This window comes from Burkholderia gladioli, assembly GCF_000959725.1.
Taxonomy (GTDB): Bacteria; Pseudomonadota; Gammaproteobacteria; order Burkholderiales; family Burkholderiaceae; genus Burkholderia; species Burkholderia gladioli.
Window position 1 is genome coordinate 2,500,223 of record NZ_CP009322.1, and the last position, 12,806, is coordinate 2,513,028.

The 12,806-nt window shown below is 68.2% G+C and carries 14 protein-coding genes and 1 riboswitch; of the genes, 9 read left to right on the top strand and 5 right to left on the bottom strand.

Features of this window, described 5'->3' with window-relative positions; all coding sequences use genetic code 11:
- The first annotated feature begins 139 nt into the window (after positions 1-139).
- From BM43_RS11170 to BM43_RS11190, 5 genes are all read left to right on the top strand, one after another.
- Entirely contained in the window at positions 140-613 is a 474-nt protein-coding gene (locus tag BM43_RS11170) for a hypothetical protein (RefSeq protein WP_226284739.1), read from the top strand.
- A gap of 13 nt (positions 614-626) precedes the next feature.
- Positions 627-1,511, top strand: a complete 885-nt coding sequence (locus BM43_RS11175) for a sel1 repeat family protein (protein WP_144417644.1) — start codon at positions 627-629, stop codon at positions 1,509-1,511.
- Positions 1,512-1,819: 308 nt separating this feature from the next.
- On the top strand, positions 1,820-2,671 hold the full coding sequence (locus BM43_RS11180) for an alpha/beta fold hydrolase (RefSeq protein WP_080741980.1): 852 nt from the start codon (positions 1,820-1,822) through the stop codon (positions 2,669-2,671).
- A gap of 130 nt (positions 2,672-2,801) precedes the next feature.
- Positions 2,802-3,488 (top strand): response regulator transcription factor, encoded by a 687-nt coding sequence (locus BM43_RS11185; protein WP_025100653.1) that lies wholly within the window; start codon positions 2,802-2,804, stop codon positions 3,486-3,488.
- Positions 3,475-4,776: a sensor histidine kinase gene (locus BM43_RS11190; RefSeq protein ID WP_036055540.1), complete on the top strand. Its 1,302-nt coding sequence runs from the start codon at positions 3,475-3,477 to the stop codon at positions 4,774-4,776. Before BM43_RS11185 ends, BM43_RS11190 begins: the two co-directional genes overlap by 14 nt.
- A 34-nt stretch (positions 4,777-4,810) precedes the next feature.
- Here BM43_RS11190 and BM43_RS11195 read toward each other — a convergent pair whose 3' ends face one another.
- Both BM43_RS11195 and BM43_RS11200 read right to left on the bottom strand, forming a co-directional pair.
- Positions 4,811-5,491 (bottom strand): Fe2+-dependent dioxygenase, encoded by a 681-nt coding sequence (locus BM43_RS11195; RefSeq protein WP_036055539.1) that lies wholly within the window; start codon positions 5,489-5,491, stop codon positions 4,811-4,813.
- An 80-nt stretch (positions 5,492-5,571) separates the two neighbouring features.
- The gene (locus BM43_RS11200; RefSeq protein ID WP_232484034.1) at positions 5,572-8,046 is read right to left on the bottom strand and encodes a TonB-dependent receptor; all 2,475 of its coding nucleotides are present in this window, start codon (positions 8,044-8,046) and stop codon (positions 5,572-5,574) included.
- Between the two features lie 290 nt (positions 8,047-8,336).
- On the opposite strand from BM43_RS11200, the gene BM43_RS11205 reads away from it, so the two are divergent.
- Together BM43_RS11205 and BM43_RS11210 are read left to right on the top strand one after the other, a co-directional pair.
- Complete coding sequence (locus tag BM43_RS11205) at positions 8,337-8,564, top strand: hypothetical protein (RefSeq protein WP_036055537.1); 228 nt, start codon at positions 8,337-8,339, stop codon at positions 8,562-8,564.
- 40 nt (positions 8,565-8,604) lie between these two features.
- Entirely contained in the window at positions 8,605-8,952 is a 348-nt protein-coding gene (locus BM43_RS11210; protein ID WP_052409096.1) for an HrpB1 family type III secretion system apparatus protein, read from the top strand.
- Positions 8,953-8,995: 43 nt separating this feature from the next.
- Here the strand turns inward: BM43_RS11210 and BM43_RS11215 are convergent, their stop codons facing one another.
- Complete coding sequence (locus BM43_RS11215; RefSeq protein WP_036055536.1) at positions 8,996-9,763, bottom strand: helix-turn-helix transcriptional regulator; 768 nt, start codon at positions 9,761-9,763, stop codon at positions 8,996-8,998.
- On the opposite strand from BM43_RS11215, the gene BM43_RS40300 reads away from it, so the two are divergent.
- Entirely contained in the window at positions 9,756-10,043 is a 288-nt protein-coding gene (locus BM43_RS40300; protein WP_144417645.1) for a hypothetical protein, read from the top strand. The genes BM43_RS11215 and BM43_RS40300 overlap by 8 nt on opposite strands.
- Before the next feature lie 348 nt (positions 10,044-10,391).
- Here the strand turns inward: BM43_RS40300 and BM43_RS40305 are convergent, their stop codons facing one another.
- On the bottom strand, positions 10,392-10,679 hold the full coding sequence (locus BM43_RS40305; protein ID WP_144417646.1) for a hypothetical protein: 288 nt from the start codon (positions 10,677-10,679) through the stop codon (positions 10,392-10,394).
- Positions 10,680-10,759: 80 nt separating this feature from the next.
- On the opposite strand from BM43_RS40305, the gene BM43_RS37490 reads away from it, so the two are divergent.
- Positions 10,760-11,446, top strand: coding sequence for a LuxR C-terminal-related transcriptional regulator (locus tag BM43_RS37490; RefSeq protein WP_157693250.1), 687 nt, complete (start codon positions 10,760-10,762; stop codon positions 11,444-11,446).
- A 108-nt stretch (positions 11,447-11,554) separates the two neighbouring features.
- On the opposite strand, the gene BM43_RS11225 is transcribed toward BM43_RS37490, so the two are convergent.
- A complete protein-coding gene (locus BM43_RS11225) occupies positions 11,555-12,547 on the bottom strand; it encodes a sodium:calcium antiporter (RefSeq protein ID WP_013691200.1) in 993 nt (330 codons plus the stop codon).
- A gap of 66 nt (positions 12,548-12,613) precedes the next feature.
- Positions 12,614-12,795: riboswitch (yybP-ykoY riboswitch) on the bottom strand.
- Between the last annotated feature and the right edge of the window lie 11 nt (positions 12,796-12,806).

Here is a 12,806-nt window from a genome sequence, read left to right on the forward strand (position 1 = left end):
CGAAATGATCGCGATCAGGGCTCGCGAATTCATCGCGACGTCATCGAGGCTTCGTTACCGTAGTCGCCGACATCGCGTCGCGCGCCTCGGCATCGGTGCGATGTCCGTTCGACATTCCATTCCTGAGGGGGAATCCAGATTGAAAAAAATCCTGATCGGCCTGGCACTGGCCGCCGCTTCGATGTCCGCTTCCCTGACCGCCTCGGCGGCTGATCTCTGCCAGGGCGGCTCGCTGCTCACCGGCACCGTGTTGACCTCGCCCGTGTTCGTGTCGGGCTCGCAGCGCCAGGGCATCTATCTCTCGCACACGCACGTGAACCTGCGCGGCACCGACGGCCGGACCTACGACGTGGCGATGGACAACGTGTTCGCGAACGGCTACCGCCGCAACCAGAAGAGCGTGCCCGATCCGCTGACGCAGATCCGCGTCGGCGACCAGCTCGAGCTGTGCGGCCAGCTCTATACCGGCGGCGACGTCGGCATCCACTGGGTGCACACCAACTGCGGCGACACGCCCACGCCCGACGAGCCGAACGGCTGGGTCAAGGATCTCTCGCAGCCGGCGCTCGGCAACAACCTCGAGAGCAACGAAACCTACTGCTATCTCTGGTAAGCAGGCCGCCGCCATGAGCACACGACGAGCACGCCGCCTGGGAACAGCAGCGATCACGCTGGTGGCGCTCGCGCTCGTGCTCGCCTGGTGCTTCGCGCGCGGCGGCAAGCCGGTGAGAAGTTCGGCGCCGGTCAGCGCGCCGGTGGTCTCGAAGCTCGGGAGCACCGGCGCATCGAGCTTCTCGAATCCCGAGGCGCCGGCCGGGCGCGTCGCCGTCGACGACGCGGGCGCGCAACTGGTGGGCAGCAGCGGGCGCCTGGTCGATCTCGGCGGCAAGACCGTCGCGCAATATGTCGACCAGTACGCGGGCGCGGCCCGGCGCGGCGACGCCGATGCGGCCTGGCATGTCTACCTGGCCGAATCGGTCTGCGCCGAGGCGGCCACGCGGCAGCCGGCGGGCGACGCGGCTGCATCGGACTCCCGAGCATCGGCGAGCCGCGAGGCACGGCTTTGCGCGAACGTCAGCGCCGCGCAGGTCGACGAGCGCCTGCAGTTCCTGGCCCAGGCCGCCCGCGCCGGGCGCGGCGACGCGCAAGTCGACTACTTCATCGAAGGGCCGTTCGGCCAGGGCAGCGCCGCGCTCGGCGACAACCCCGACGACCCGCGCGTGCGGCAATGGCGCGGCGAGGCACGCGAGCACCTGCGGGATGCCGCCGGCAACTGCGATCCGCTGGCCGCCGGGCTGCTGGCCAACGCCTATGGCAGCGGCCAGTTCGGCGCGCAGGACCCGGCGACCTCGATCGCCTATGCCCTGCTCGCCGCGTCGGCCGGCAACGGCAAGTGGCCGCGCGAACGGCTCGCGGCGCGTTTCGGCGCCACACTGTCGGCGGCCGATTTCGCCGCCGCCTACGACCAGGGCATGCAGCAGGCCCGGCAGGCCTGCCCGAAAGCCGGTTGATCGTCGCCAGCTTTCAAAATCATTTCAGCAAGTCAAGCCAGCTTCCGTGTCAGCGTCGCGAAACGTGCACACGCGGCGAAACGCCCCTTGCATTCCCTAATTACTACAAATTCAAACAACAATCTCGCCTGCCGTTGCGAGGACGATCCCGCATCGCAGCAACGCAAATAATTTCAACAAAAACAATTGCTTATTATTTATCAGACGGAATTGGATGCTGCACCCACGTCGTTGTCGTTTTTTCACACAGACGCGACATATCAGGGAAATCCATTATCATGACGCCCGTAACTCCACCAAGAACGATCGTGAACCCCGTCGCCTCTCTCGCCGCACCCGTTTCGCTGGACCTGCCCGGTCCCGGCCCCATCATTAAGATGCCCTACGTCCAGACGGGCGAAGGCGATCTCGTCGTGTTCGTGCACGGCTCGCTCTGCGACTTCCGCTTCTGGCAGCCGCAACTGTCGGGCCTCGCCCCGCAGTTCGCCTGCCTCGCGCCGAGCCTCACGCACTACTGGCCGGCCGAGCCCTCCGAGGCGCTGCCCACCTTCAGCTGGAGCACCCACGCCGACCAGCTCGGCGCCTTCGTGCGCCAGCTCGGCGCCGGCCCGGTGCACCTGGTCGGGCATTCGCGCGGCGGCTGCGTGGCCTTCTACATGGCGCATCGCTACCCGGAACTGGTGCGCTCGCTGACGCTGTGCGATCCGGGCGGCTCGCTGAGCGGCGTGCCGAACCTGGCCGCGCCCACCGCCTCGCTGGAAACCAAGCGCCTGCGCACGCGCGCCGTGACGCTGATCGCCAATGGCGAGGTGGCCGCCGGCCTGGAGCTGTTCGTCGATTCCGTGAGCCGTCCCGGCACCTGGCAGAAGAGCACGCCGGGCTTCCGCACCATGGCCACCGACAACGCCCGCACCCTGTCGATGCAGTTGCGCGACCCGCTGCCGGCCTACTCGACCGAGCTGGCCGGCGGCATCGCCTGCCCGACCCTGCTGATCGACGGCGAGAAGAGCCCGGCGATGTTCCGCGAGAACGTCGGCGCGCTGGCCACCTGGATCCCGAATGCCTCGCGCGTGACCATCGAGGGTGCCTCGCACGGCATGAACCTCGCGCGCCCGAGCGCCTTCAACCGCCACCTGACGGCATTTCTCAAGGGCGCCTAAGCATCGCCCGGCCGGCGGCGCGGCGAGATTCCCGCGCCGCCGGCTTTCAACTTCCCCAGCACCGCGCGCAAGCGCCTGCCGCGCGATAGAATCGGCGACGATTCCCGTTCGCCCCTTCGCGGCACCGCCCATGCGTATCCTCGTCATCGAAGACGATCCCGACATCCTCGCCAATATCTCCGGCCACCTCGGCAATCGCGGCTACATCGTCGATTGCGCGTTCGACGGCCAGCAGGGTTATGCGCTCGCCACCGCGCACGAATTCGACCTGATCGTGCTCGACCTGATGCTGCCCAGGCTCGACGGCTACAGCCTGTGCCGCAAGCTGCGCGAGGAGGCGCGGCTGGAGACGCCGCTCATCATGGTGACCGCGCGCGACACGCTCGACGATCGCCTGCAGGGCTTCGACGCCGGCGCCGACGACTACCTCGTCAAGCCCTTCGCGCTGGCCGAGCTGGCCGCGCGCGTCAAGGCGCTGCTGCATCGCTCGCGCCGCCCGGCCGCGCGCACGCTGCAGGTGGCCGACCTGGTCTACGACACCGAAACGCGCGCCCTGACGCGCGCGGGCGACACGCTGCGGCTGCCGCCCGCGCCGCTCAAGCTGCTGCAGATCCTGATGCAGGCGAGCCCCGCCGTGGTCCATCGCGCGCGGCTTGAGGAAGCGCTGTGGCTCGATTCGCCGCCCGACAGCGACAGCCTGCGCACCCACGTCCACCTGATCCGCCAGGTGATCGACAAGCCCTACGCGGTGCCGCTCCTGCGCACCGTGCACGGCATCGGCTACCAGTTGCAGGACCCGCAGCGTGCGCAAGCCTAGGCGCACGCTGGCGCGCCAACTGCTGCTCACCTACGTGCTGCTCGCGGCGGTGGTGGGCACCCTGCTCTCGCTCGCCTCGCTGTGGACCATCGACACGCTGGAAGTGCACCTGCAGCGCATCGACATGGGCATGGCCGTCAAGCGGATCCGCGACGAATACCTGAGCGGCCGCGACGTGGGCCGCGAGGACCGCTTCTTCCACGGCGCGCCCGGCAGCGACGCGTTTCCGCCCTGGCTGCGCGCGCTGCCGCTCGGCTTCAGCAAGATCGAGCACGAGGGCCGCGAATGGCATGCGATGGTCGACGACCAGGACCAGGTGCGCTACCTGCTGCTGCGCGACTACACCGAGTTCGAGCAGCGCCAGCAGCATTCGCACTGGATCGCGGTGGCCAGCATGGCCGGCGCGCTGATCCTCGCCTTCCTGCTGGGCGGCGTCACCACGCGGCGCTTCGTCGGGCCGCTGCTGCGGCTGGCCGCGCAGGTCGGCGAGCGCCCCGCGCTGCCGCCGCAGACGCGCCTCGCGCACGAATACCCCGACAACGAGATCGGCCAGTTGGCGGCCGCCTTCGACGAGACCTACAACCAGCTCGAGGCGGCACTGCAGCGCGAGCGGCTGTTTACGGCCGACGTGGGCCACGAGCTGCGCACGCCGCTGATGGTGATCTCGAGCTCGGCCGAGCTGCTGCTCGACGATCCGGCGCTGGCCGAGGCGCAGCGCGCGCGCCTGCAGCGCATGCAGGGCGCGGCCCGGGAAATCGACCAGCAACTGGCGGCCTATCTGATGCTCTCGCGCGGCGCCGGCGACACGCACGGCTTCGCGCATGCCGAGGCGATCGGCGTGGCGCGCGACGAGACGCAGCGCTGGCAGGCGCGCGCCACGCAACTCGGCTTCGCGCTGGAACTGGCGATCGACGAGCCGGAGATGCTGGCCGCGCCGCGTTATCCGTCTGCACTGCTGCGCATCGTGCTGTCGAACCTGATCCGCAATGCCCTGCAGCATGCCGGCGGCGGCACGCGGATCCGCGTGCGCGCCACCGCGCGCTCGCTGGAAGTCGAGGACGACGGCCCGGGCATCGCGCCCGAGGCGCAGGCCGCCATGTTCGCCCCCTTCGTGCAAGGCACCAACGCCGGCGCCGACAATCTCGGCCTCGGCCTGTCGCTGGTGCAGCGGATCTGCCAGCACCAGGGCTGGCGCGTGACGCTCGATTCGGCACCGGGGCGAGGCTGCCGGTTCCGTATCGACCTGCGCGACGAGCCGGCCGCGCCGGGTGCCTCGAACCACGCCTGACAGCGCGTGCAAGGTCCAGTGCCCCGCCCGCGGCTCAGCTATCGGCCCACATCCGCAGCAGGTTGTGATAACTGCCCGTCAGTTGCAGCAGCGAGGCCTCGTCGGCGCCCTGCTGCGTGAGCCGCTGGATCGCCACGTCCATCTCCAGCAGCAGGCTGCGCTGCGCATCCTCGCGCACCAGGCTCTCGACCCAGAAGAACGAGGCGAGCCGCTCGCCGCGCGTGACGGGCGCCACGCGATGCAGGCTCGAACCCGGGTAGAGCACCAGGTTGCCGGCCGCGAGCTTGACGGCATGCTCGCCGAAGGTGTCGCGCACCACCAGCTCGCCGCCCTCGTAGCTGTCGGGCTCGCTCAGGAACAGCGTGGCCGACAGGTCGGTGCGCACGCGCTCGCGCGATTCGCGGATGCCGCGCACGGCATTGTCGACATGGAAGCCGAAGGCCTCGCCACCCGCGTAGCAGTTGAACAGCGGCGGATAGATCTTCCTGGGCAGCGCGGCCGACATGAACACCGCGTGCTGCGCGAGACGCCGGATGATCTCGTCGCCGATCTCGCGCGCCAGCGGGTCGTCGCCGGCCAGTTGCCGGTTGTCCTTCACGCGCTGCGACTGCGCGCCGGCCGTGACGCGGCCGTCCACCCATGCGGCCGCGCGCAGCCGCGCCGCGATCGCCCTCGCTTCCTCCGGGCTGAACACGCCCGGTACCTCGACCATCATGCTCATCCTCCTTGCCGGTTCGAAACAGCGGCCGCGCCCGGCAGGCGGGGCCGCCCGTCATTGACTCGGCGACGCGACGCTCAGAACTTCAGGTCGGCGCTCAGGATCACGGTGCGGCCCGCGCCGGGCACGCCGTAGATCTGGTAGCCATCGAGCGAGGCGCCGATCGCCGAGTAGTAGAACTTGTTGAACAGGTTCTGCACGTTCAGGCTCAGCGTCAGGTGCTTGTCCACCTCGTAGCGCGCGGCCAGCGAATGCAGCCAGAAGGCCGGCGCCTTCTCGTTGTCGGCCACGTACACGGGATGCTTGCCGTTCGGCCCGTTCACCGTGCTGCTGTTGTTGTTCTGGCCGCCCACGTAGGCGTTGTCGGTGTAACGGCGCGTGCCGACGTACTGCACGCCGTAGCTCAGCGCGAGCTTCGGCGTGAGCTGGTACGAGGTCCACAGGTTGAAGGTGGCGTTCGGCACGTTGCCGGGCCGCGCGCCCGCGTTGGCGCCCTTGGTGATGCGCCCGCGCATGCCGGCGAAACCGGCGAAGGCGGTCCATTTCTCGGTCAGGTTGCCCGACAGGCCCAGCTCGATGCCGTCCACGCGCTTGGGCGGCAGCTCGCGCACCACCGTGGTGGTGCTGTCGCCGTAATCCCAGGAATCGCTCAGCTCGGTGCGGAACAGCGCGCCCGTCAGCGACAGGCGCCGTTCGAACAGGTCCCACTTGGTGCCCACTTCCCAGGTCTTGGCGGTGGCGGGCTTCACGCTCTGGCTGGTGGTGTCGCCGTAGATCACGTTGTTGGTGGTGCCGCCCACCGCCGAGGGCTGGGTCGCCTGGCTGTAGGAGGCATACAGGCTGCCGTAGGGCACCGGCTTGTAGGTCAGGCCGGCGCGGCCGCTCCAGGCGCCGTCGTTGCTGCGCTGGACCGTGTGCGCCCCCGCCGCGCCGTTCACCTGCCTGACCGAGAAGCGGTCGTAGCGGATCGCGCCGTCGACGATCCACTTGGACGTCAGCGTGACGGTGTCGCGCAGGTAGACGCCGCCGTCGTTGACGGCTGCGTAGTCGCCGGCGCCGCCTTCCAGGGTCGGCACCGAGCCCATGCTGGTGCCGTAGGGGTTGGCCAGCGACATCACCGGATTGAAGGCGGGGCCGTCCACCACGCTGGTCAAATCGCCGTAACGCTCGTGATAGAACTCGGCGCCGGCCACCACGTCGTGGTGCACGTGGCCGGTGTCGAACGCGAGATTCAGGTTGGTCTCGTTGGCGAGGATGTCGTAACGCTTGGCAGTCCCGAAGTTGTTGCCGCGCAGGACCGCCTGGCCGCCGGCGATCGGGGCCGGCGCGAAGCCGCTGTATGAGAGCACGCCCGAGCCGCTGGTGATCAACGGCCCGCTGCCGACGTAGCCGAGCGAGGTGCCGGCCGTGCTGTTGAAGCGCGCCGGCGAGAGCACGGTCACGCGGTCGGTCTGCTCCCAGCGCGTGATGTTGGACAGGTGCACGTTGTCGTTGACGTCGTGCGCGACCTTCACCGTCACGCGGTTGGTCTCGGTGCGATCGGTGTAGAGGTTCGGGTCGCCGTACCAGGCGTTGCGCGCCACGCCCGGCATCGGCGCGCCGCCGGTGCCGCGCTGGATCGGGATGCCGCCGTCGGGCACGTTGTCGTCGTGCTGGTGCAGGTAGTCGATCGTCACCGTGGTGGGCGTGCCCAGGCCCATCGCCAGCGAGCCGGCCACGCCCCAGCGGTCGTAGTGGGTGACCGCGCGGCCGTCCACGTCGTTGGTATGGCGCATCAGGTTCAGGCGCAGCGCGGTGTTGTCGCCGAGCTGCTTGTTGAGATCGGCCGTCACGCGGCGGTAGCTCGCGCTGCCCAGCGAACCCTGTAGGTGGTAGGCATCGCCCAGGTGCGCTTCCTTGGTCACCAGGTTGACGCTGCCGCCCGGCGCCGCCACGCCCGACTCGATGGTGCCGGTGCCCTTGAAGACCTCCACGCTCTCGGTGTCGAAGGTGTCCATGCGGCTCGCCAGCCCGGCATCGCGGATGCCGTCGACGGTGAAGCTCTGCTCGGACGAGAAGCCGCGAATCGTGAACATGTCGCCCCAGCCGAGGTTGCCCTCGCCCGAGGTGAAGGTGATGCCGGGCACGTTGCGCAGGATGTCCTGCAGGCTCTGCGCCTGCTGCTCGTCGAGCACCTTCTTCGGGATCACCGAGACGCTCTGCGCCATGTCGAGGATCGGCTGCGTGAACTGGTCCGAGTGGACGAACTCGGCCTGGTAGGCGGAGCGCCCGCCGTGGATCGTCATGGCCGGCAGCGCGGCGGCGGCCTGGCTGGTGCCCTTGGCGGTGGTTTGGGCGGTGGTTTGGGCGCCGCCCTGGGCGGCCGTGGTTGGGCCGACGGCCTGGGTCGTCGCCCCGGCGGTGCCCGGCGTCGCGGCCGCTTGCGCCGCCGCCCCGTTCGTGCCGGCCGCTGCTGGTGCCTGCGACGGCGCTGGCGGCTCCGTTCGCGTCTGTGCCTGCGCACCCGACATCATGGCGATGCCGAGGGTGGTACCCAGCAGCCCGGTCAACAAGCCCGACGGCCGGCCACGCCTTCCCCGATACGACAACATGCTGATCCTTACGCGTAAATGAAAATGATTGTTGTTTGCGATTCGGATTCTAGGGAGGCGGATGTCAAGGAACTGTTAAGGTCGGCCGCGCGCCGGCGGCCCGGCCGGCGGCGCGCGGCCTTCGGGCAGTCTTCATCCGGCTTTCAGGCGGCTATCGGTTTCGGCTCGCGGGCCGCGCATTCGCCCGCGGCGGGGACCGGCGCGGCCCGCTCGGCTGTAATGCCCTGGCCTGTCTATCCCAAGGAGGAATCATGGCAACCGCAATCAGCGGCAAGATCGATATCTCGGCACTGGCCTCGGCCATCGAGGCGAAGAAGGGTGGCGGCGCGCTGCCCAAGGACGCCGGCATGCAGGCGCTCGGCGCCCTGATGCAGGGCCTGGGCAAGGGCATCGCGGAAAAGGGCAGCCCGCTGCCCAAGGACGCCTCGCTGGCCGACCTGTTCTCGAAGATGCCTCCGGGCTCGTTCCACAAGGCCTGAGCAGGCCCATTCGAGCCGCCTCGCGCGGCTCCTTCCCGACATGACCGATCCCAGCACGATCCACGACGCCTGGCAGGCGGCGCGCCAGCAAGGGCGCGAGGCCGAAGCCGAGGCGCTGCTGCAGCAGTTGCACGCCGAGGCGCCGGCCTCGCGCGAATCGCTGACGCTGAGGCTGTCCGCCTGCATCGAGCGCGGCGACTACCTCGACGCGCTGCATCTCGCGAGCAGCGCCGAAGGCGAGCGCTTTCCGGAACTGAAGGCGCTCGCGCTCTACTTCCTCGACGATCCGCTCTGGCGCGGCATCGCCCAGGGCCTCGCTGACGACGCGAATCCCCACGTCGCCACGGCGATGCGCAAGCTGCTGGAGGAGGCGCCAGCCGCCGCCTGAAGACAGGCCGCCGGCGCATGCCGGCGGCAAGATGCGAGCGCGCTCAGGCGGTGCCGAGCATCCACTTCGCGAAGCCGTGGCGCCCGCTCAGGTTGAGCTTGATCCCGGCGCGCCGGAAGTAGGTGGCGGCGGTGCTCTCGCGCACGCTGAGCTGGCGCGCGATCGCGGGCAGGGTATGGCCGCGCAGATGGGCCAGGCAGACCTGGTATTCGCGGCTCGACAGCCTCACGCCGATCCGCCGCAAACGCTCGTCGAAGCTGCGCTGCAGCCGCGCGGCCTGGCTTTCCGCCGGGGCCGGCGCGATCGACGGCGGCATCTCGGCCCAGGGCTTCTGGGTCTTCTTGCGCGCATGATGGCCGAGCGCCGGCAGGATCGCATCGGAGATCTGCTTCAACGCCGACAGCTCCTGCAGCGAGAAGTCCTGGCTGTGCCGCGAGGCACGGTACAGGGAGATGACGTAACGGCAGTTCTCCTGACGATGCAGCAGAATGCACCGGCATACCGTGTCACCGGCCTGCTGCGCCTCGCCCGTGATCGCGCGCGGCTTCAGGTGGATCAACTGGGAATCCTTGGCATCGACGATCCGGCCGACGATCGCGGCATCCGCCTCGTCACGCCTCGCCGCGCCGCCCCAGCTACCCAGGCGCTGGACCGCCGTCACCGTGCGCCGCTTCTCGTCGAGTGTCCAGTTGCTCGCCTCGGTCACGTCGACCGGCACGTAGTCGTTGATCAGGCGGTGAATGCCCGCCAGGAAATTGTCGGTACCGCTGTCGGTGATCACCTGCCCGATCTTCGCGAAAAAATTGTCCAATTCTCACACTCCTCGGAAACTGCATGCACACAGCGCCTTCCGTCGATCGGCCTCGCCGTCGCGCAGGCAAGCCGCCGATCGTGCGCGGGACACCGCCGCGGCGCACGAGGCGCCGCTTCCCGCCGTGATGCTCTCTCTTCACGATCACGTCGACGCTCGCCATGACAAGACCGGCGAGATAATCGGCATCATTGCATTTTTATCTTTCAACTCCATTATTTCGCCATACAAAATAAGCCAGACGAATCGGCCCACCCAAGCCTTCATTCAACATCAATAACAAAAACATCAATAACAAAAACATCAAGCCGAGAATATCGAATTCTCCGGTCATTATGCTTCAATCAGGATCGTGGCATATCGGCAATCAGCGCATCCGGGCATGCGCTGCACGCAGGCATAAGCCCGCGCCTGCCCCCGATTCCGACGACAAGCACCGATGGCGTCGTCGGCCGGCGAGGCCAACGGGCTGCATGGCGCTTCCGCCCCGCCCGCGATCATGGTATTTATGACACTTGAATTTTGGATTTCGAAACAATTCATAATTTCTTGAGGATTTACACAGAAAGGCAATATGGATCGTTGACGCCCGCCGGCCCTGGATTTACCTGTCCAGATATTGATCTTTTCATATCGCGAACCCGGAACCGGCATTCGGAAATTCGACATCCTGCAATGTACCTCGTTGAAACGACGAATCATTTTGATAGTGCCGTGCGTCCCGGCCAATGGCCGGCAAGAACAAAATGACACCGAGAGATCCACTCATCATGCGAACCCTGGCTCCAGCCTTGCCTTTTTTTCCCACCGGTTTCGCGGCGGTCGTCGCGGCGAAACGAGCCGCCTCGGCCCGTCCGCCATTCCCGGCATGAAAGACCAGCGCGGGCCAGGCCCATGCCGCGCCGGAAACCATCACGGGGGCTATCCATGCGCGACAGCATCGTGAAACTCGGCAGGGTGATTTCGAATGTCGGAAGCCCTCGATTCTTCTCGACCATGCAGCAGCTGATCGAAGGCGCGGTCGCGATCGACCTGATGCAGGTCGCGGTCCGGCGCCGCGATCCGCATCATGGCCGACGGCTCGGCATCGCCACGCTGCACGGCCCGGAACTGCAGGAGTGCGAACTCGGCGGCCTGCTGCCCGAGCCCGACTCGGAGCAGGACGGCCCGCGCCTGTTCCCGCTCGCGCCGCGCCAGGCCGAGCCGGGCGAGACCGCGCCGGCTCCCGGCCATCGCTGCCTGATACTGATGCGTCGCGCGCAGGTGGATTTCGTGATGCTGTTGCGGCGCAACGGCGGGCGCGCCGGGTTTCGGCCCGAGGAGTTCGCCACGCTCGACGAGTTGTCGAAGGCGCTGCTTCCGCTGGTCGAGCAGCATGCCTTGATGCAGCCGCCCGCGGCCGCCGATGCGCTGCCGGCCAACGCGACAGAGCCGTCGACGCTATCCGGCCAGGGCGCCGACACGCTGCCGCAGCGCTTTCGAGCGCGCCTCGACCAGCAGAACATCACGTTGTCGCTGCGCGAGCAGCAGGTCTGCCTGCTGAACCTGTCCGGCTACACGCTGTCGGCGATCTGCGACGAGCTGGACCTGCGCTCGGGCACCGTCGAGACCTACCTGAAGCGCGCTCGCCTCAAACTCGGCCTGAGCGGACGACATGGCCTGTCGCGCTGGATGATCGAATAGGCGAGGCGGGCGGGCCGCACGCCGGCAGGACTGCGTCGTCGCCGGCCCGGCTCGCCGCGTCGCGCCCCCCTCGGCGCCTCGCGGCGGCCTTGCCGCCCGGCGGCTTGCTCAGATCACCAGCAGCAGCCCGGCGAACACCGCATAGAAGCCGCCGACGCAGGTCAGCAGGCGGCTGCTGACGCGGCGCGCGCGGAACACGAACTGCAGGAACACGATCGCGATGGCCGTCATCACGGCCGCAAGGATCGACGGCGAGGCGAGATGCCAGGGCGTGAAGAACAGCCCGAACGCGGTCGGGATGGTGGCCTGGATCATCATCGCGCCGCTGATGTTGGCCAGCGCCAGGCGCTCCTTGCCCTGCCGCACCCAGATCACCGCGTTCATGATCTCGGGCAGCTCGGTGGCGATCGGGCTGAACAGCAGCGCCGTGAGCTGCGGGCTCAGGCCGAGCCAGGGGCCGACCGCCTCGATCTGGCCGACGAACAGGTGCGAGGCGGCGAAGATCACCACCAGCGCGCCCACCGTCTGCAGGACCACCCAGCCCATCGCCGGATTGTCGGAGCGCGGACGCAGCATCAAGGGCTCGAGATCGCCGTGTTCGCTGCCGTCGCCGTCAGCCGTCAGCTCGCGCCAGCAATACAGCGCATAAGCCGCCAGGAAGGCGATGCCGAGCAGCGGCTTGTACTGGAACACCACCAGGCCGAGGCCGATCTTGGCCACGAAGATGGCCAGGAACCAGAGCTGGTCGCGGCGCAGTTGCGCGGTGTTGGCATCCACCTCGCGCGCGCGGCCGAGCTTCCTGGCCACCGCCAGCAGCGCGAAGCCGACCACCGCGTAGGCCACCGTGCTCAGCGCCAGCGGGCCGCCGATCGCGGCGCCCACGCCGATTTCCTTGTGCGCCGGGGTGGTGCCGAAGGCCACCGCGACCAGGGTGACCACGCTCTCGGGCAGGGCCGTGCCGAACGCGGCGAGGATCGTGCCGGTGGCGGTCTGTGTCAGGTTCAGCTTCTGGCCGAGCCATTCCACGCCGTTGACGAAGGTTTCGCAGGAAAAATAGATGATGCCGGCCGCGGCGATCAGGAGAACGAAGGTGAGGATCATCGCGACGACTCCGCGATGGCGAGACGGGTACGGCAGGAGGGATTGAGGGACACTTTTATTATCTCCACGGGCCGGGCGACGCAACCATGACGCAACCCTCCCGCCCGGCCAGGGTGGAGGGAAACGTCATAAGTCTCGTCAGGCCGTGGACAACAACGGCTGCCGACGCCATGGCCATGCTGGCCAAATATGTTGACGTCGGCGCTTCGCCGGGGAGGCGAAGCAGACTACTCCCCTAAGACAGGCGCTATTCTAGCCG